General features: G+C 36.7%; 24 protein-coding genes. 6 read left to right on the top strand and 18 right to left on the bottom strand.

Annotated elements, in window-relative coordinates:
• Nucleotides 1–162 precede the first annotated feature (162 nt).
• Nucleotides 163–327 (top strand): hypothetical protein, encoded by a 165-nt coding sequence (locus ACWPKD_RS02475; RefSeq protein ID WP_455411094.1) that lies wholly within the window; start codon nt 163–165, stop codon nt 325–327.
• Nucleotides 328–368: 41 nt separating this feature from the next.
• A complete protein-coding gene (locus tag ACWPKD_RS02470) occupies nt 369–1,322 on the top strand; it encodes a hypothetical protein (RefSeq protein ID WP_455411093.1) in 954 nt (317 codons plus the stop codon).
• Between the two features lie 8 nt (nt 1,323–1,330).
• Here the strand turns inward: ACWPKD_RS02470 and ACWPKD_RS02465 are convergent, their stop codons facing one another.
• The 3 genes from ACWPKD_RS02465 to ACWPKD_RS02455 form a co-directional block, all read right to left on the bottom strand.
• Nucleotides 1,331–1,933 carry a 3'-5' exonuclease gene (locus ACWPKD_RS02465; protein WP_455411092.1) on the bottom strand — a complete coding sequence of 201 codons (603 nt, stop codon included), beginning with the start codon at nt 1,931–1,933 and terminating at the stop codon, nt 1,331–1,333.
• Nucleotides 1,934–1,936: 3 nt separating this feature from the next.
• Entirely contained in the window at nt 1,937–3,856 is a 1,920-nt protein-coding gene (locus ACWPKD_RS02460) for a DUF294 nucleotidyltransferase-like domain-containing protein (protein ID WP_455411091.1), read from the bottom strand.
• Between the two features lie 110 nt (nt 3,857–3,966).
• Nucleotides 3,967–4,830 (bottom strand): EamA/RhaT family transporter, encoded by an 864-nt coding sequence (locus ACWPKD_RS02455; RefSeq protein ID WP_455411090.1) that lies wholly within the window; start codon nt 4,828–4,830, stop codon nt 3,967–3,969.
• A gap of 197 nt (nt 4,831–5,027) precedes the next feature.
• On the opposite strand from ACWPKD_RS02455, the gene ACWPKD_RS02450 reads away from it, so the two are divergent.
• The 3 genes from ACWPKD_RS02450 (at nt 5,028) to ACWPKD_RS02440 (ending at nt 7,134) form a co-directional block, all read left to right on the top strand.
• Nucleotides 5,028–5,396, top strand: coding sequence for a hypothetical protein (locus ACWPKD_RS02450; protein ID WP_455411089.1), 369 nt, complete (start codon nt 5,028–5,030; stop codon nt 5,394–5,396).
• Nucleotides 5,397–5,565: 169 nt separating this feature from the next.
• The gene (locus tag ACWPKD_RS02445) at nt 5,566–5,841 is read left to right on the top strand and encodes a DUF3817 domain-containing protein (RefSeq protein ID WP_455411088.1); all 276 of its coding nucleotides are present in this window, start codon (nt 5,566–5,568) and stop codon (nt 5,839–5,841) included.
• A 54-nt stretch (nt 5,842–5,895) separates the two neighbouring features.
• Nucleotides 5,896–7,134: a mechanosensitive ion channel family protein gene (locus tag ACWPKD_RS02440; protein ID WP_455411087.1), complete on the top strand. Its 1,239-nt coding sequence runs from the start codon at nt 5,896–5,898 to the stop codon at nt 7,132–7,134.
• Here the strand turns inward: ACWPKD_RS02440 and ACWPKD_RS02435 are convergent, their stop codons facing one another.
• The gene (locus tag ACWPKD_RS02435) at nt 7,135–7,509 is read right to left on the bottom strand and encodes an acyl-CoA thioesterase (protein WP_455411086.1); all 375 of its coding nucleotides are present in this window, start codon (nt 7,507–7,509) and stop codon (nt 7,135–7,137) included. It abuts the gene before it with no gap.
• A complete protein-coding gene (locus tag ACWPKD_RS02430; RefSeq protein WP_455411085.1) occupies nt 7,506–7,922 on the bottom strand; it encodes an NUDIX domain-containing protein in 417 nt (138 codons plus the stop codon). The genes ACWPKD_RS02435 and ACWPKD_RS02430 overlap by 4 nt, the downstream gene beginning before the upstream one ends.
• Before the next feature lie 96 nt (nt 7,923–8,018).
• Here ACWPKD_RS02430 and ACWPKD_RS02425 point away from each other — a divergent pair, with 96 nt between their 5' ends.
• Nucleotides 8,019–8,414, top strand: a complete 396-nt coding sequence (locus tag ACWPKD_RS02425; RefSeq protein ID WP_455411084.1) for a glyoxalase — start codon at nt 8,019–8,021, stop codon at nt 8,412–8,414.
• A gap of 61 nt (nt 8,415–8,475) precedes the next feature.
• On the opposite strand, the gene ACWPKD_RS02420 is transcribed toward ACWPKD_RS02425, so the two are convergent.
• The 13 genes from ACWPKD_RS02420 to ACWPKD_RS02360 all read right to left on the bottom strand — a co-directional run bounded on the left by ACWPKD_RS02420 (nt 8,476) and on the right by ACWPKD_RS02360 (nt 19,524).
• Entirely contained in the window at nt 8,476–8,907 is a 432-nt protein-coding gene (locus ACWPKD_RS02420) for an META domain-containing protein (protein ID WP_455411083.1), read from the bottom strand.
• 17 nt (nt 8,908–8,924) lie between these two features.
• Nucleotides 8,925–9,590, bottom strand: coding sequence for a DUF2461 domain-containing protein (locus ACWPKD_RS02415; protein WP_455411082.1), 666 nt, complete (start codon nt 9,588–9,590; stop codon nt 8,925–8,927).
• Nucleotides 9,591–9,634: 44 nt separating this feature from the next.
• Nucleotides 9,635–10,231: a bifunctional phosphoribosyl-AMP cyclohydrolase/phosphoribosyl-ATP diphosphatase HisIE gene (gene hisIE / locus ACWPKD_RS02410; protein WP_455411081.1), complete on the bottom strand. Its 597-nt coding sequence runs from the start codon at nt 10,229–10,231 to the stop codon at nt 9,635–9,637.
• Between the two features lie 3 nt (nt 10,232–10,234).
• Nucleotides 10,235–10,990 (bottom strand): imidazole glycerol phosphate synthase subunit HisF, encoded by a 756-nt coding sequence (gene hisF / locus ACWPKD_RS02405; protein WP_455411080.1) that lies wholly within the window; start codon nt 10,988–10,990, stop codon nt 10,235–10,237.
• A 2-nt stretch (nt 10,991–10,992) separates the two neighbouring features.
• Nucleotides 10,993–11,721 (bottom strand): 1-(5-phosphoribosyl)-5-[(5-phosphoribosylamino)methylideneamino]imidazole-4-carboxamide isomerase, encoded by a 729-nt coding sequence (hisA, locus tag ACWPKD_RS02400; protein WP_455411079.1) that lies wholly within the window; start codon nt 11,719–11,721, stop codon nt 10,993–10,995.
• Between the two features lie 40 nt (nt 11,722–11,761).
• Nucleotides 11,762–12,343 carry an imidazole glycerol phosphate synthase subunit HisH gene (gene hisH, locus ACWPKD_RS02395; RefSeq protein WP_455411078.1) on the bottom strand — a complete coding sequence of 194 codons (582 nt, stop codon included), beginning with the start codon at nt 12,341–12,343 and terminating at the stop codon, nt 11,762–11,764.
• Complete coding sequence (gene hisB, locus ACWPKD_RS02390; RefSeq protein WP_455411077.1) at nt 12,344–13,483, bottom strand: bifunctional histidinol-phosphatase/imidazoleglycerol-phosphate dehydratase HisB; 1,140 nt, start codon at nt 13,481–13,483, stop codon at nt 12,344–12,346.
• The gene (hisC, locus tag ACWPKD_RS02385) at nt 13,480–14,517 is read right to left on the bottom strand and encodes a histidinol-phosphate transaminase (protein ID WP_455411076.1); all 1,038 of its coding nucleotides are present in this window, start codon (nt 14,515–14,517) and stop codon (nt 13,480–13,482) included. Before hisC ends, hisB begins: the two co-directional genes overlap by 4 nt.
• Complete coding sequence (gene hisD / locus ACWPKD_RS02380; RefSeq protein WP_455411075.1) at nt 14,507–15,799, bottom strand: histidinol dehydrogenase; 1,293 nt, start codon at nt 15,797–15,799, stop codon at nt 14,507–14,509. Before hisD ends, hisC begins: the two co-directional genes overlap by 11 nt.
• 42 nt (nt 15,800–15,841) lie before the next feature.
• Nucleotides 15,842–16,699, bottom strand: a complete 858-nt coding sequence (hisG, locus tag ACWPKD_RS02375) for an ATP phosphoribosyltransferase (RefSeq protein WP_455411074.1) — start codon at nt 16,697–16,699, stop codon at nt 15,842–15,844.
• A gap of 229 nt (nt 16,700–16,928) precedes the next feature.
• Nucleotides 16,929–17,456 (bottom strand): DUF2231 domain-containing protein, encoded by a 528-nt coding sequence (locus tag ACWPKD_RS02370; protein ID WP_455411073.1) that lies wholly within the window; start codon nt 17,454–17,456, stop codon nt 16,929–16,931.
• A 17-nt stretch (nt 17,457–17,473) separates the two neighbouring features.
• Entirely contained in the window at nt 17,474–18,790 is a 1,317-nt protein-coding gene (locus ACWPKD_RS02365) for a sensor histidine kinase (RefSeq protein ID WP_455411072.1), read from the bottom strand.
• Nucleotides 18,791–18,852: 62 nt separating this feature from the next.
• On the bottom strand, nt 18,853–19,524 hold the full coding sequence (locus ACWPKD_RS02360) for a response regulator transcription factor (RefSeq protein WP_455411071.1): 672 nt from the start codon (nt 19,522–19,524) through the stop codon (nt 18,853–18,855).
• Nucleotides 19,525–19,549 lie beyond the last annotated feature (25 nt).

The following is a 19,549-nucleotide window of genomic DNA, read 5'->3' as shown; positions in this document are numbered from 1 at the left end:
AACTGTGTACAACAGCGGTTTTATAAAATGACTATTGCCGGTTCATAATTGAACGAACTGGAATCAATTAAACTTTTCGTTATATTTGAAAAATCAGTAATAAAAAGCAGGCTGGACGTTAGTAATCATTGTAGCATCTGTAATAATATAAATTAATAAATTATGTCTGAAGAAAAAAGCAATGAGTTAGGAAAATGGATTGGTCTTGGAGTTGCTTTTGGTGCAGCTTATGGAATTACTTCTAATGATCTTTCCTTTGGCGTTGGAATGGGAATATCTATTGGTAGTATCGCAGGTCTAATTTTCGGTTACATGAAAAAAAGATAAGAACAAACGCTAACAGCGGTAGTGCATATTAAAATATCTACATGAATAAAACATATTTAATCTTTACATTTCTGATTAGCCAAATAATCTTTAGTCAAAAAACAACTTTATTTGATAAATCTTCATCAGAATTACTTGATGATGAAATACTAAGTGTTTCCGTTGACAGATATGATAACAAATGGATTGGTACTTCAAAAAACGGATTAGTTATGTATAGTAACAAGGAGTTCATCCCATTTAAAAAAGATTTCTTTAACATGTTAAAGGGTGATTATATTACACCCATTTTTATAGATTCTAAAAATAGACTTTGGGTTTCTTATTCAAACCCAAATGATGGAGTTACAATGTTAGATGGATCTACTTGGAACAATTATTCTGAAAAAGAATTAGGTGACGTGTCAGTAATTTCTATAGCAGAAGATACCAATGGAATACTATATTTTGGAGGCACAAACGGAGTCATGACTTTTGATGGTAAGAAATGGTCAAAATTTAATCTGCCAAATGAAGAATATACCGAATATACAGTAAGGTCAATAACCATTAATTCAAATGGCGATATTGCAATAGGTCATAACGAAGGGTTATTAGTAAAACAAAATAATACCTGGAAAAATTATACTGAAGAAAATTCCGAATTAAAATTATCCACTGTCAGAGCGGTTAAGTTTATCAATAATAGTTTATTTGTTGGATATGGTGGTGGATATGGCAATGGTGGTTTTTCTATAGTAAACAATAATAAATGGCGCCACTTTAATAAAGGTAATTCAGATATATCAGACCATATGGTTAGGGATATAGAAATTGACCAAAAAGGAACAGTATGGATGGCAACCAATTTTGGTTTATTAAAATTTCAAGACAATAAAATAGTCCCGGTTTTTTTTAATGAAGGAAAATATACAAATGTTATTATGGATATTTTTATCGACAAAGAAGTTCTTTGGCTTGCCACAACTACAGGCTTAATAAAATACGTGCCGTAAACACCAAATTATTTCATTTTAAGTTTTCTTCGGAGTTTCAGAAATACCAGCGCGGAGGAATAAGCATCTCCTGAAGCGGTACTGCGGCTGTTTTTCTTAACTTTATAAATATCACACAATTGATCTAAAGTATTGTGCTGGTCTTCAGAAAGGTTTTTATGACGCTGATGCATTACATTGATATCGATGACTTCATTTTTGAGTTTGCCCAGATTCATTCTTTTTAACGCCTGATTGATCATTTCGATGTCAAGATTGGTGCTGTGTCCAACCAGAGTGGCATTTTTAATGAAACTTATAAATTGAACCATAGCTTCCGGTTCGGGAATTGATTCGATATTGGCTTTGAATAATTTCTCAACAGCTTCATTCTGATGCACTTCATGAGCATTCTCAATAAAAGTTTCAAAAAAATCACCGATAGCGATGGCATCATTTTGCACACCGATACAACCAATGGACAAAAGCTGATCTTCTTTCCAATCCTGTCCGGTCTTCTCACAATCAAAAACAATATAACGCACCGGAGCATTGGCATCCGCCTTATCAAAAGATTCGGAATACTTCTTCCAAAATTCGGGGTCTCCTTTACCTGTTAACCAGTCTAGCATCTTTTATGTGAAATATGTTAATTGGAAACGGTTTTTAATCAAATCCTGAATATCGTTAATCGGCTGAAAACAATTCTTTAATTTGACTTTATCAACTTTAGTTAATTCTTCAAGGTTGATGTATTGGCCACCTGAGTCTGTTTTCAAACCTTCTTCCGTTCTGAACCAGTGCAACGTATGAAAGGCTTCCGCACATTCTAAATACAAATCGGCATTCTGAGGTTCCAGATCGGCTAGTTTTTTATAACGCTGATAGGTATTTGTAATGCCTTTAATCCCTTTGCTTATGGCAAAAACACGAGCGGCATCCACCAATGGGGTTATTGCTCTGCTCTTGATATCAAAGGTGTCTTTATGTTCTTCATCCTGTTCCAATAAAAACTGACGGAAGAATCCTAACGGCGCCGGCTTTTTAATGGCATCGGTCCCTAAAAAAGCGTAGAACAATTGATTGTTATCTGCTTTGGCAAATATGTCGTCTGTCAATGCTTTTTCGATAAAAGGATCACCGAAAACGAAATCGTAATCAAAGAAAATTGTGCTTAAATGAATGCCTTTTTCACCTGGAGTGTTAATCCAAGTGTTGTATTGTTTTATCCAGTCAGTCAATGATTTACACCATAATTCATTATTCGAATTTGAACCTTGAGGACTTCTTTCAAAACCAATCTTTTCAAAAGTTTCCAAAACACGTTCAGACAATCTTAAAAAGTAATTTTTCACTTCATCGTATTGTTCCGAAGGCACATCTTCAAAGATAATGGAGTTATTAATGTCCGTCATCAAAAGCTGTTCTCTTCGGCCTTGGCTTCCTAAAGTAAACCAGGCAAAACGAACGGGTGCAGCACCGATTTTCTCAACACCTAATTCTATAGCTCTTCGGGTAATAGCGTTGTTGATTTCGCTCGCAACGCTTGTAATGTGAGAAATCGGAATGTTTTTATCAATGGAATTCTGAATCAGATCGGTTAATTTATCACGTACAATTTTCAGTTCTTTTGAACGGTTGGCACGTTTGGCCTGCTTTAACAGAACACCCGGGTTATTGGCCTGAGCAGCTACCACATCATGTTCCGAAATAATCCCAGTAATGGTACTTTTTTCAGTTCCGTCACGGGTTACGCATAAATAACCGACGTTGTGTTTCAGCATCATCATTTGGGCTTCGGCGATCGAAATGTTCTCAGGTACCGTCACGACAGGCGTAGTCATGATTTTATCTACCGTTGTATCAATAGGGAACTGGCCTGTAGCAATTTTAGAAGTCAGTTCAAAATCGGTCACAATACCAATAGGCATCTGGTTTTCATGAATGATCACACTTCCGATCTGACGACTGGACATCGTTTGAGCAATATGGCGCACCACGTCGTGAGTACTTGCCGTTATTGGGTTTTTAGTATATTTAATCGGTTGGAAATACTGAATATCCGTAGCGCTTTGTTCGTTGAAAATAGCGTTTTCAGAAATCAGTTTTCCGCGATTGTCTTTATCGTAAGGGTTTCGGGTATTCGAAGCAAAACTTTCCAGTAAAAAGCTTAAAACATAAGTGTTTCCGGCTACATACGGACGAAAGGTTTCAATTGGAATGGCATACACAATCGAGTCTTCACGCGATTTTGCCGTCATCAGATAATTGTTTTTGGCAAAGAACGGTCTTAAACCTAAAATGTCACCTTCGTCACATTTGTCAATTAAGGTTTCTTCCGCATCTGAAATAACCGACAAACCAATCGCGCCTGAAGCCACTACATAAAAGGAATCGTGAGTAGGATCCCCAATTTTGAACAAAATCTGATTTTTCTCTAAATAAACGACCTTAATATGTTCAGCGATTGCTACCAATTCCACGTAATTTAAACTGGAAAAAGGTGGATAATGCTTTAAAAAGTCGGCAATTCGTTCTGCAATTGGGTTTTTCATAACGTTTTCAGTTATTTGATTGTTGATTTTAAGATAGTTAATTTCAAAATCATTATGCTCTAAAAGTACTAATTTCTTATAAATATAAAAAGGAGGGAAGGAGATAATGTTTAAGAATAAACCTGCGAAAGCGTTATTATGATTACCGCTGTTAGGGCTAACGCAATTCCTATGTAATTTATTTTACTCAATTTTTCCTCAAAAGCTGCCACACCAATAAAACTTCCCAAAGCAATAACTCCGAAGTTCATGGCTGCAAATACTGTAGATGGATTATCCGCAAACGCCTGATGTGCTTTAAGATAGAAGAAAATGTTACCGAAATTCAGAAAGCCTAGTAAAATTCCCCAGTTGATGTTTTTCAATTGAAATTTGGACCTTCCTTTAATTATGTAAAATAGACTAATCAATGTTGCCACGACAAAAGCTCCTGAAAAAACAACAAAAAGCGATGTGGTAAACGGAATTTCTTTTGTTGCTGAAATTTGTTTAAACAATACATCAATAACTCCAAAACCCAAAAAAACTAGCATCGGATAAAGCCAATTGGCGGTTTTGGTATCAGTAGAATCTTTTTTATAAAGCGTAAGTAAGATGGCAGTAAATCCTAAGGCTAATCCCAGAAACTTTAAAAGACTAATATTTTCCTGAAAAATAAAATACGATGCGAGTATCGGAATGAATAAAGACAATCGTTGTGCAATATCTGTTTTGGCAATTCCGATAAATTTTATGGACATGGCAAGAATCAGGAATATTACGGGCAATAAAATCCATAAAGGAAAATAAATTTTCCAGGGCGCCGAATTTTGCAGTATTTGAAAATCCGGCTTAAAAATAAAATAACAAAGCCCGAGCGCAACTATGTAATTGGTATTTACAATCTGTTCAACGGCCACAGGGAAGCGTTTGGCATATTTTAAAAGCACGGCCACCGCAACACTGCAAAGGATACTCAATAGGATGTATATCATTAAAACCGGGTTTTATTACAAAGTAAAAGGAATATTGCACATCAAACAAATAAAATTATATTTTACATAATGTATATTATAGTTCAAAATAAGATATCAATAAAACTGCTAAAAAACATCATCAAAATGTTATGATAACTTTTATTTAATTAATAAATTTGCGCACCAAAATTAAATAACTAATCAACTATACTATCGTGGAAAACCCTACTGCTCAAAAACTAGTCAATAAAATCCAGTTAGATTTGTTTAAAAACGGATTTGATGCTAATACTTTAGTGACGGATTTGAAAAAATTAAGAGAATACGCTCTGGAGGAACAAAATCCGGTTTTAGTAAAAGCTATACGTTTGGCTTATGAGCATATTGAAGAAAACGGTGCCTTTTTAATTGCCATTCCAGATGATGAGCCGATTGAAGGTTTCGAAGAAAACAACGACGATTCTTCAAGCAACGAAAATAATCTTGAGAGTTTGGATTATCTTTTAAATCTTTTCACGGATTTGAAAAACAAAAACAACATCTCTGATTTAAGAGAATACAACAATGCTTTTCAGGCGTTTTAATCAGAAAACATCGTTCTATTTTACATAATATTAAAACTACGCAAACGCGTAGTTTTTTTATAAGTTTTAGTTAAATACTGTCAATTCTAAGGTTTTCTGGCTTATTTTTGACTTGATTTTTGATTTTTATCAACAATCCCACTAACTTCACAACATCAACAACCTGTTTATGAGTCGTTTATTTAAAATTATCGCGCTTCTTGAAGGCGTTTCCCTATTGGTTTTATTTGGTAATATGCTTTTCATAAAACCTAATGATCTTGAATTATACAAAGCCCTACTCTTCCCTGTCGGCATGACCCACGGTTTATTGTTTATCGCGTATATCGTATTGGCTACCATGTTTAAAATGGAAGAAAACTGGCCGTGGAAAAAATACGGTATTGTTTGCGTGGCATCGGTTTTGCCTTTCGGAACATTTTATGTAGAGAAAAAAATATTGTAAATTAGGACATCTAAATGCTGTTACTATTAAGTAATAGTTGTAATAATTGTATTCATGAAAATCTTTAATTGGGCGTATAAAATATTTAAGGAATTGGGATTCAGCGAAATTTGGGCTGATTATTCCAATTTGGCCATTAATATTATCATCCTGATCATCACCGCTTATGTTATCGATTACATCTTTAAAAAGATATTGATTATCCTGATGGCTATTGTTGCCGCCCGGACAAAATCAACTTTTGATGATTTTCTGGTAGCCAACAAAACCGCTAAATATGTAGCACACCTTTTTACGCTTTTCTTCATTCACAAAACGGTTCCTATTATTATGAAGGATTTTGTGTATTGGGAAGGTATTTTTTCCAAAGGCGTGAAATTCTACATTATTATATTATCACTTTGGATCATCCGAAGTATTTTCAATTCCTTAAAGGATTATCTTAAAGACCAGCCGAAATACAAAGATAAACCGATTGACAGCTACATTCAGGTAATCATGATCTGTTTGTGGATTTACGGAATCAGTTATTTCATCCTGACCCTTTTCGACACCAATTTCAAAACGCTGTTTACCACTTTAGGAGCTGTTTCGGCGTTGATTTTATTGATTTTCCGTGATACCATTTTAGGTTTTGTGGCCAGTATTCAGGTAACCGTAAACGATATGGTTCGCATTGGTGACTGGATTACCATGGAAAAATACGGTGCCGACGGAGATGTAATCGAAATCAACCTGGCTACGGTAAAAGTGCAGAATTTTGACAATACAATTACCACAATCCCAACATATTTCCTGATTTCTGATTCGTTTAAGAACTGGCGCGGGATGTTGGATTCAGACGGAAGACGTTTAAAACGATCCATTTTACTGAAGTCCAGCAGTATCCGTTTTTTAACTGAGGATGAGATTGAAAACCTGAAGAAAATACAATTGATTGCTCCGTATCTGAACCATCGTCAGACGGATATCAATAAATTCAATCAGGCAAACGGCATTGATAAATCAGTTTTAATTAACGGACGAAACCTGACCAACTTCGGGATTTTCAGAAAATATATCGATCAATATATCGCCAGTCATCCCGGAATCAATAAGAATATGATGTTTATGTGTCGTCAGTTGCAGCCTACCCAAAACGGTATGCCTTTGGAGATTTACGCGTTCATAAACGACAAACGATTAGTGGAATACGAACACATCATGGCCGATATCTTCGATCATATTCTGGCTTCGGTTCACTATTTCGATATGGAAATCAACGAAACCGGTGCAATAAAAATCGAGTATTAATTATTCTTCGGTTTCAATTACCGTTTTGCCGTGAATTGCCGGCTGTCCGAAACTATCTAAATTAACCATTGTTATTGCATCAACCGTAATGATTACGGCCTTTGTCATCACATTACGAACTTCACAACGCATGGTAATAGAGGTTTTACCGAATTTTACAATATCCAGACCGATTTCGATAATATCACCTTGACGTGCTGAACTCATAAAGTTGATTTCCGACATGAATTTGGTTACTATACGATTGTTTTTCAAGATGATAATGGAATACAACGCCGCTTCATCATCAATCCAGGACAACAATTTCCCTCCGAATAATGTTCCGTTAGCGTTTAAATCTTCTGGGCGAACCCATTTTCTGGTCTGGTAGTTCATAACGTAAGTTTCTGTAAGGACAAAGTTACAATATCTGAATGATCAAAAGCGAGTTTTGGCAAATCTTTTATGGAAAACCAACCGGCCTCTTTCGCATCATCAGCCGCAATGGCTTCGGTCGTATCAGGGACAATTCCGAAATAAGCAATAGATACCATATGGCCTCTGGGATCACGGAACGGTTTTCCAAAAGCTCCAACCTGTTCTAAATCAGTAGTTTTTATTTGTGTCTCTTCTTCAAGTTCACGGATGGCAGCGGCTTTTAAATCTTCATTTTCATCCACAAAACCGCCCGGAAGCGCCCAACAATCCTTGAAAGGTTCGTTTTTACGTTTGATCAGAAGCAATTCATAATCGGTTGATTTTCTAAGGATGACAGTATCAACGGTCACAAAAATTTTGGAAGTTTTCATACTAAAAGTTTTCAACACTAAACTACTAATAACTTTTTAAATGTGTCGATTATCAGCATTTCAGATTTAGTAATTTTAATACAAAGGATAGAAACCATGGAAAATCGCGACACATTTCTTATTGATTTGAGAGGAGAACCTCTTGGAACGATTTCGGCTCAGTCTACCTCTGAAGAAGTTTTTCAGAACAGGACTTTACGACCTATACTGGTTTTACAGAACGAACTTTTTGTTGAAGTTTTCCTGAATTATGCCATCAAACAGAAGAATGTATTCTTCTCTTTATCGCCGGAAAAGAAAATGGCTTACATCGAAAATGTGATCCAGCGGGACATTAAATTCAGAAACTCATTAAAAGGGATTATCATCGGGCTTTTTACGGTAGACGAATACAAAGACTACATCAAAAATTCCTCAAACATCAACAAAAGAATGATGAACATGCTGATTGAACGCTTAAAAAATCAGGTACAAATCCTGACTCTTGAATAGTACCACAACCAAAAACAATAAATACCAAGAACGAAAAAGCTGTCAATTACGACAGCTTTTTTTATTTTTTAATGTAACTCATCAGTTCTTTTGTTCCTTCATAAAAATAAAGTTTGTTGTTATCCACTTTAAATTTATCGGTACGATTTAAAAACCGATTGTAATTTTCATAATTCGTGTTCACACAGGCCATTTTGGTTCCGGCCATATTACCGAAAAGAATTTTATCACCCTGAACGCTGTAAGTACCTGTTATTAAATTACATCCGTCATTTCCTGTAACTTTTGAACCCACCCAGAAACGAACTTCAGGTGTTCTGGTAAAAGTTGTACTATCTATGACTTTTCCGTCAAACTTCACCAAACGCCAGGCTGCTGCGGTAAGCCCGTTATTAGTTGTAGAAGTACCTGTGCTGCTGCCGGACATTGTCGAGCATGAAAAACCCAACCCTAAAACAAAGGCAAGTCCTAAAGCAATCATTAAATTTTTCATAAACTATTCTTATTTGATTAATAAATACTTTCTCCATTCAGGTTAGTTCCCAAAACTTCACTCATGTAATCGAAAAATGGTCGCATGGCTAAAAAGGTCGCAATGACTTCAGCTTTGAAATTTTTATCCAACACTTCTTTATCCGTGAATTTTCGCATTACCAGATATTGTTTTTTACGGATCAGATCGTTGGCAGGATGTTCTTTATCAAATCCTTTTGGAGCCGTTTTCAGTTCATCACCCTGCAAAGAACCAAAGGTTTTTACGAAATTTTTATCCGCAACAATCTTTCGGATTTCGGTATCGTCCATCTCGAACTCTTTACGGATTCGGTTTAAATCTTCCGCGTTTGGCTCCCAAAATCCTCCACCGATAAAACATCCGCCCGGCTCAATGTGCAGGTAATAACCGCCGCGCAACAACGGTTTTGTTCTTCCTAAAGCCACACCGAAATTAGTCTTATAAGGCGATTTATCTTTAGAAAAACGAACATCACGGTAAATCCTGAACATCTGGATTTTATCAATACTGTCTGTTTTGGACAAATCGGTAACAACTTCCTGGGCAAAAGACTTGAACTCTTTTTCAAGTTGTTGAAACTCTTTCTTATTATCGGTAAACCATTCGCGGTTGTTGTTATTTTTCAGCTTAATTAAAAAATCCAGCGTCGCTTTTGAGATCATATTTTTCTTTTAAAAGTACGAATATTTTTATTTCATCTCTAAAATTATTTCGCTCTCAATTTCAAAATTCGAATAACATCTTCAAGCTGAAATCCCTTGGCCTGCAACAAAATCATATAGTGAAACAATAAATCTCCTGCTTCATTTAAAAACAAATCGTCATTGGCATCCTTTGCTTCTATCACCACTTCAACGGCCTCCTCTCCTACTTTTTGGGCAATTTTATTGATGCCTTTTTCGAATAACGAAGCAACATAACTGTCCTCTGAAGGATTCTCTCTTCTGTCTTTTATCGTTTTCTCCAATTCAGATAAAAACCCAAATGTTTGCTGGTTTTCTTCTCCCCAGCAAGTATCCGTTCCTGTGTGACATGTCGGTCCTTGTGGTTTGACCTGAATCAGGAGTGTATCGTTATCACAGTCAGTTTTTAAACTAATAAGATTTAAATAATTTCCGCTTTCCTCCCCTTTTGTCCACAGCCTGTTTTTACTTCTGCTGAAGAACGTTACTCTCCTTGTTTCAATGGTTTGCTGATAGGCTTCTTCGTTCATGTATCCTAACATCAAAATATTTTTTGTCAAGGCATCCTGAATGATTGCCGGTATAAGTCCGTCGCTATTTTTTGTAAAATCTATATTCATAACTTATAATCGAATTGCTATTTTGTTGTTTTCAAGTTCTTTCTTTAGCTCCGGAATTGTAACTTCCTGAAAGTGAAAAATACTGGCGGCTAAAGCTGCATCCGCTTTTCCATGGGTAAAAACCTTGACAAAATCATCACAGTTTCCGGCACCACCTGAAGCAATAACCGGAATGTTCACCGTTTCGGAAAGCTGAGCTAAAGCTTCATCGGCAAAGCCTTTTTTAGTTCCGTCATGATCCATGGAAGTGAATAATATTTCACCTGCTCCTCGTATTTCTACTTCTTTGGCCCAGTCGAATAAATTCAGATCCGTTGCTATTTTACCACCTACTAAATACACTTTCCATGTACCGTCAATTTGCTTAGCATCGATTGCCACAACAATACATTGACTTCCAAAGGCTTCTGCCAATTCATTGATTAATTGCGGGTTTTTCACTGCCGATGAATTCACGGAAATTTTATCCGCCCCGTTTTGCAGCAGCAGTTTTACATCTTCTACAGACGAAATTCCTCCACCTACAGTAAAAGGGATGTTGATCGATCGGGCTACTTCTCTAACCAATGGGATCAATGTTTTTCTGCGTTCTTCTGTAGCTGAAATATCCAGGAATACCAATTCATCGGCTCTGGATGCTGCATATTTTTTGGCCAATTCTACCGGATCACCGGCATCTTTGAGGTCTGTGAAATTTACTCCTTTTACGGTTCGTCCGTCTTTAATATCCAAACACGGAATGATTCTTTTTGCCAGCATAATTAAAGTGTTTGAAGGATAAATTTTTCCAATTGTTGCAGTGAGATTCGGTTTTCATAAATCGCTTTACCTATAATTACGCCTTCACAGCCTAATTTGGCTAATTCAGGCAGTTCATCAATGGTTGAAATCCCCCCGGAAGCAATCAGTTTTACATCGGAAGCCGATTCCAATATCTCTTTATACAAATCAAAGCTTGGCCCCTGCAGCATCCCGTCTTTACTGATATCCGTGCAGATAACATGCTTAATACCTGACTTTTGATACTTCTGAATAAACGGAACAATATCTTCGGAACTTTGTTCCATCCACCCTGAAACGGCAATTTTTCTGTTTTGTGCATCGGCTCCCAAAATAATTTTATCCGCACCGAAATCACTGATCCATCGCTTGAAAACTTCGGTCTTTTTTACAGCTATACTTCCACCGGTAATCTGTTTGGCACCAGAATCGAAAGCGATTTTCAAATCTTCATCAGATTGAATGCCACCACCGAAATCAATGTTCAGATTTGTCTTCGAAGCTATCTGCTCTAAAACTTTATAATTCACAATTTTAGCAGCTTTTGCACCGTCTAAGTCTACCAGGTGCAAATACTGTATTCCACTGTTTTCAAAGGCTTTGGCTATTTCCAACGGGTTTTCATTGTATATTTTTTTGGTTGTATAATCGCCTTTGGTCAATCGTACGCACTTTCCGTCGATTATGTCTATTGCTGGTATAATTCTCATTGTAAATTGGTTATTTGGTTATTCGGTAATTTGGAATTCTCTATAGTTTCAGAAAATTCTTCAGAATCTGTTCGCCTACACTGCCACTTTTTTCCGGGTGAAACTGAACGCCGTAAAAGTTATCCTTCTGTAAAGCGACCTCATATTCAATACCATAGCACGTTTTTGCGATACTTTGAGCAGCTTTAGGAACAAAATAGCTGTGTACCAAATATTGATATGAATCCTCTGAAACACCTTTAAACAGATTAGATTTTAAATTGAAAATGGTATTCCAACCCACTTGAGGCACTTTTACGTTGTTTGAAAAACGTACAACTTCAGCATCAAATATCCCGAGACATTTTGTATTTCCCTCTTCTGAAAAATTGCACATCAGTTGCATCCCTAAACAGATTCCCAAAACCGGCTGTGTCAAAGTCGGCAGCAAACTATCTAAACCTTTAGCTTTCAATTGTTTCATTGCACTGGCTGCTTCTCCAACTCCCGGAAAAATTACTTTATCCGCTGCCAGGATTTCGTTAGGATCATTGCTCACAATTCCTTCATATCCAAGGCGTTCCAGACTAAACAAAACACTTTGAACATTCCCGGCCCCATAGTCTATAATAACTGTCTTCATTTATAAAATCCCTTTAGTTGTAGGCAAAATCATTTTTTCAGTATCTCGTTTTACGGCCATTTTTATGGCTTTGGCAAACGCTTTGAAAATCGCTTCAATCTTGTGGTGCTCGTTTGTACCTTCCGCTTTAATATTCAGGTTGGCTTTGGCACCATCCGTAAACGATTTAAAAAAGTGAAAAAACATTTCAGTAGGTATTTGTCCAATCATTTCGCGCTTAAAATCGGCATCCCAAACCAGCCAGTTTCGGCCTCCGAAATCAATTGCTGCTTGCGCCAGACAATCGTCCATCGGCAGACAAAAACCATATCGTTCCATTCCCAGTTTATCCCCTAATGCCTTGGCAAAAACTTCCCCCAATGCAATAGCCGTATCTTCGATGGTGTGGTGCTCATCTACCTGTAAATCACCTTTTACCTGTATGTCCAAATCGATTTGTCCGTGACGCGCAATCTGATCCAGCATGTGGTCGAAAAAAGCCAATCCGGTATCGATTTTACTTTTGCCGGTTCCATCTAAATTTACCGTTATCATGATATCCGTTTCATTGGTTTTTCTGGAAACAGCTGCGGAACGTTCTTCCAATTTCAAAAACTCATATATTGATTTCCAGCTAGTTGTCGTTAAAACCACATCAGTAGCCAATTCATCCGCAGAATATGAAATCTCATTACTTCCAAGGTTTTCCTCCGTATTAATGAAAATAGCTTTACAACCTAAGTTTTTGGCCAGAGCGACATCGGTAATTCTGTCTCCAATCACTATGGAATTGACTAAATCGTAAGCCGGATTGTTTTGGTAACCGGTTAACATTCCCGTGTTTGGTTTTCGGGTTGGCGCATTGTCTTCCGGAAAACTGCGGTCTATGAAAATGTAATCGAAAGTCACGCCTTCTCCTTCAAAAGTCTTTATAATGAGATTCTGAACGGGCCAAAAAGTTTCTTCCGGAAAAGAGGATGTCCCAAGCCCATCCTGATTGGTCACCATTACTATTTCATAATCAAGCTCTTTAGTAATTTTTGACAGATATTGTAACGCAAACGGATAGAAAACAAGCTTATCAAAACTGTCCAGTTGATAATTGTTTGGTTCCAAAACCAATGTTCCGTCGCGGTCTATAAATAGCACTTTCTTTTTCATTCTAAAGTTTTTAAAGCAGTAATAAGCTTGCGGTTTTCATTATTAGTTCCGATGGTGATACGCAGGCAATTTTCACACAAAGGTTCATTGGTTCGGTTTCGGATTACAATACCTTTTTCCAATAATTGACGGTAACGTAAATTAGCATCATCGACTTTTATCAGCAGGAAATTAGTATCGGAGGGATATATTTTTTGAATAAAATTTATTTGAAGCAATTCTTTAAGTAACACATGCTTTTCATTTACAATAGAATCAATTTTACTTTTAACTGATTCTGAAAAAAGCAAAATGCTCATTGCTTTTTCCTGTGACAATATATTCAGATTGTAGGGCGGTTTTATCTTATTCAAAACACTGATGATCGTTTCCGAAGCATACAAAATCCCAAGACGAATCCCCGCCATTCCGTATGCTTTTGACAACGTCTGAACAATGACAAGATTCGGAAATTCATTAATTCTTCTCAACCAGCTTTCTTTATCTGAAAAATCGATGTACGCCTCATCGAGTATCACCAATCCTTTGAATTTCAACAGTAATTGCAAAACGGTTTCTTCTTCAAAAGTATTCCCGGTCGGATTGTTTGGCGAACACAGAAAAATCATTTTCGTCGTAGCATCAACCGTTTCCAGAATCTGCGAAAGCGTCGGCTGAAAATTTTCGTCAAGCTGAATTTTACGATTTTCAACAGCGTTTAAATCAGCAAGAACACTATACATTCCGTAGGTTGGTACTAACGTAATGATGCTATCCTGATTCGGTTCACAAAACGCCCTGAAAAGCAAATCGAGCACTTCGTCACTACCATTTCCCAGCAACATTTGTTTTTCACTGATGTTTTTCAGCTTTGACAAAACACGTTTTACTGCTTTCTGTTGCGGATCAGGATAGCGATTAATGCCATTTTCAAAAGGGCTTTCGTTAGCGTCCAGAAAAAGCATGGATTCACCAGACCCTTTGAATTCGTCTCTTGCGGACGAATACGGCTGCATTGCCGCAATATTTTTACGTACTAACTGATTAATTTCCATTGTCTAACGATTTTAAACGAACGGTTACTGCATTTTTGTGTGCCTGTAATCCTTCTGCTTCTGCCATTATTTCTATTGTATTGCCAAGATTTTGGATTCCTTTTACAGAGATTTTCTGAAAAGTCATAGTCTTCATAAAACTATCTATCCCTACACCACTGTAATTTTTAGCAAACCCATTGGTCGGCAAGGTGTGATTTGTTCCGGAAGCGTAATCCCCGGCACTTTCAGGAGTATAATTTCCAATGAATACCGAACCCGTATTTTGAATTCCGTCAATGAAAAACGCTTCGTTTTCACTGCAAACAATGAAGTGTTCCGGCGCGTATTCGTTGATTAAACACAAAGCTGTTTCGTCATTTTTTACATAAATCAGTTTTGAATTCTCAATCGCTTTTTCAGCAATTTCCTTTCTCGGCAATTTCTTTAATTGCTCAACTACCTGATTTTCAACTTTAGCAATCATTTTTTTTGACGTTGAAACCAAAATAACCTGACTGTCGGTTCCGTGTTCCGCCTGACTCAATAAATCAGAAGCGATAAACTCCGGATTTCCGCTATCATCCGAAAACACAAGCAGTTCAGAAGGACCTGCCGGCATATCGATCGCTACACCAAATTGAGTTGCAAACTGCTTGGAAGCCGTAACATATTGATTACCGGGGCCAAATATTTTATACACTTTAGGCAATGTTTCGGTGCCGAATGTCATTCCTGCAATCGCCTGAATACCACCAACTTTATAAACTTGTTTAATGCCGCAAAGTTTAGCCGCGTAAAGAATCGCAGCATTGATGTTACCGGATTTATCAGCAGGTGAACACAAAATAATCTCGTTGCATCCTGCCAACTGAGCCGGAACTCCCAACATCAAAACCGTTGAAAATAAAGGCGCTGTTCCCCCTGGAATATACAAACCGACTTTTTGTATCGGCCTTTTTTCCTGCCAACAAAATACTCCTTCAATTGTTTCTGTTTCAATTTTAGCAGTTTTCTGAGCGGCGTGGAATTTTTCAATATTTGCTTTCGCCTGTTTAATGGCTTGTTTTAAATCGTTTGAAACGTTTTTTTCAGCCAAATCAAATTCTTCTTTCGAAACCTGAAGTGCATCCAATGACACACCATCGAAAAAGGAAGTATATTTTTTAATTGCCTTATCCCCTTTTAATTCAACTTCTTTAAAAATTCCCTTTATCGTTTCCTCAATATTCTTAACATTAACAACCGGTCGTTTCAACAATAATGACCAATCTTTCTCTATCGGGTTCTCTATTTTATTCATCTTTCTATACTCTATTTTCTTTATTCTATTCTCTTTTCTCTTCTACAAAACCATTTTCTCAATCGGACAAACCAGTATGTCTTCCGCCCCAACTTCTTTTAACCGGTCAATCACCTCCCAGAATTGCTCTTCATCAATTACTGACTGGATGCTGCTCCAACCCACCTGAGTAAGCGGAACAATCGTTGGACTCTTTAAAACCGGAAGAATTTGAGTGATGTCCTCAATTTTAGAATCAGGAACATTCATCAGGATATAGCGTGATTTTTGAGATTTTAAAACCGATTGAATTCTGAATTTCAGTTTGTTCAACAGCGCTTCTTTTTCAACACTGATTTTGGGAGAAACCGCTAATACTGCTTCACTTTTGAGTATCACCGATACTTCTTTCAGATTGTTGTTGAAAAGCGTGCTTCCGCTGGATACGATATCAACAATAGCATCTGCTAAACCTATATTTGGCGCGATTTCAACAGAACCGGAAATCTCGTGCAGTTCCACATTGATGTTTTGGGAATCGAAGTATTTCTGAACGGTATTCGGATAAGACGTAGCAATTCGCAATCCGCTTAAATCCGAAAGATTTTTAAATGGAAAAGCTTTGGGGACAGCAACCGAAACCCTGCATTTTGAAAAGCCTAACTTTTCAGCTACCGGAATGGTTTCACCTTTTTCTTCAAGAAGATTGCTGCCGACAATAGCAACATCCACTACTCCATCCTGCAGATACTGAGGAATATCCGAATTACGAAGAAACAAAACTTCCAAAGGAAAATTTGTCGCTTCCGCTTTTAACTGGTCGTTCCCATTGTTAATGGAAATCCCGCAGTCTTTTAGCATTTTCAGGCTTTCGTCACTTAAACGACCTGATTTTTGAATTGCAATTTTTAATGTACTCATTGTGTTGATTTGGATTATGCCTGAGTACACCGAATGGATGGAATAAAAAAACCCGTTTGATGTACTCAAACGGGTTTTAAAAATATATGACTTATACACATACCATTATCACTTCGCTTGAGCGGAGAAATAATGATGATGATGTAGTTGGTTTAAAAACATGATTTGTCTTTTGTTGCTGCAAATGTATGTTTAAAAAAATCAAACTTGCAACATTTTTTTAAAAAAATTAATTTGAATCGCCTGAATGACTTCCTTCAGAATGAGCTTCAGCCCCTTTATTTTCAAGCTCTTCATGATGCTCTTCAGATGTGGAAAAATTTTCACGGATTTCCGTATGACGTAGTTCTCCTCCTGAAGTTCCAACCGGCTGAGCCAGAATTGCTGCACCCAACGATAGGAACAAGGTTACAAAAGCAAATACCTTTGCTTTCGCGTGGTTTTTAATGGAAGTGACCAAAGCCAATAAGGCCACAGCTCCGGTTAAATACAAAAGAATTACGAATTTTTCGGCAATTTCTTCGTGTTCATGAATCATATCGTGGGAAATACCCAATTCTTCGGCAATTTCCTCAGCCCCTTCTCCGGTTTTCATGGTCAACAATCCGAAAACTGCTGAAATGGCAAGTAAAACGAAGGCCGTGTGCTGAATCGATTTATTTTTAAACAATAAGCCGGCAAGCAAAATTCCAAAACCGAAAATCGTTCCGACAATTGGGAAATGGTTGAAAACCATGTGTAAATGTGCTTCATTCATAAGCATTTATATTTATGTTAGAAAATTAGTTTAAAAGTTGTAAGTTCATTTTCTGAACTTTCTACTGCTATATCGATTTGTAATAAATCACAAAGTTTTTTCACGATAGACAATCCCAAACCTACCCCTTTTTTTACTTTCATATTAGCGGAATGTGAACGGAAAAACGGGCTAAAAACCTTGTCTATCTCATCTTTAGGAATTCCAATTCCGCTATTTGATATGCTGAATTCTATTTTTTCATCAAGGCTACATATCTTAATACGAACTATTCCGTTTTCATTGGAATATTTTAGTGCGTTTGAAATTAAATTTGAAACGATAATACCAAGTTTCTCCGGATCGGAAAGGATATGAAAATCATCTTCAAAATCAGTTTCCAAATGAATCTTATTCATTTTAATTTTCTCTGTAAAACGCGTTAAAACATCAAGAACAATTGCATTTAAAGAAACAGACATCCTTTTTTGGCTTTCTTTCTGATTTTCAAACCGGGCCAATAACAACAATTCATCAACTAAAGTATTCAACCGGTCCACTTCGGCAATACAAAAATTAATTTTTTCTTCATACTCCTCTTTTTCTCTAGGTTTACGAATCAAAACCTCAAGCGTTCCTTTAAGTACTGCTAAAGGTGTTCGCAACTCATGTGATGCATCTGAAGTAAATTGTTTTTCTCTTTCTACAGCGCTTTCAATTCGATCCAAAAGGCTATTAATGGTAACTGAAAGAGTGTAAATTTCATCTTTATTTTTAGGCAGCCCGATTCGATAATTGAGATTATCTTTTGTAATCAGTTTTGATGTTTCTATGATGTTATCTACCGGTTTTATGCTTCTACCCGCAATCAGACGCGCTATAAAAAACAGAAGCACCAGAACGATCGGATAAAGCAGGAAAAGAATCATTTTAAGGTCTTTCAAAAGGGAAATCGGGTGCTCTATCGACATGGCAATCAGTAAGTAGCCTACTTTTTCCTTCTTATTGAAAATGGGCGATTGCGATAATTTAATTTCCTGATTGTTGAGTTGGGTATCTATAAATATTTTCTGGTCAAGATTTTTATGGAACGTTAATTTGTCTTTTTTAAGATTTGGAGACTTTTCAATTGTATTACCTTCAAGGTCTTTAATTTCAACAAAAACCGGATTGACATTTACTTCGTTATGCTCCTTCTCCTCCCATTCTTCCTTGTTTATCCAGCTAATTATTGATTTGTCTGCGAATTTTATTTCAGCCTGATGAAGCTTGATTTCGTTCTCAATATCAGTCTTAACATCTTTAAAAACTGTATATTCAACAGTAATATATATGCCGAAGAAAACCACAAACACCAGCAGTGCAGTGGAAATGATATAATTTAAAGCGATTCTGTTTTTAAACGATAAATGCATTTTTAATTATCTGATTCGTCAGCCATATATCCAACACCACGAATGGTTTTGATGATGTCTTCTGTTTTTTTTAAGTTCATTTTTTTACGGATGGCATTGATAAACACATCAATAACCCCTGTGTCATACTCAAATCGAATTCCCCACACGTCTTCAATAATCATGTTTCGGGTGCAAACTCTTCCTTTGTGGTCCATGAGGTATTTAAGCAATTCAAATTCCCGCTGTGTTAGAAAAATTTCATCTTTACCAACAAAAACCTTGTGTTTTAAAGGATCAAGTTCAACAATTCCCAATTTTAAGGTTTCGTCTTTTGTTAAATTTCTAAAATGAATTTTGACCCTTTCCAAGAGTTCCTCAAAACTAAAAGGCTTTTTAATGTAATCGTTCGCGCCGGCTTGAAGGCCTTCAATCGTTTCCTGAACCGTATCTTTAGCTGTAAGGAATAATATCGGTGTTTTCTGGTCGTGTTCCCTTATTCTCCTGCAAACTTCCAGACCGGATATTTTCGGCATTAGCCAATCCAAAAGAACCAAATCCGGTTTTTTAGCATAAAAGGTTTTCAAACCTTCTTCTCCATTTTCAGCTAAAGTAACAGTGTAATTTTCTTCTTCCAGACCTTGTTTCAGAAAGTCCGAAATACCTTTTTCATCTTCGATAATAAGAATATGCATATAAATGGGAAATATAATACAAGAT

This window comes from Flavobacterium pedocola, assembly GCF_053764385.1.
This window is presented reverse-complemented; position numbering and strand designations above follow the sequence as displayed.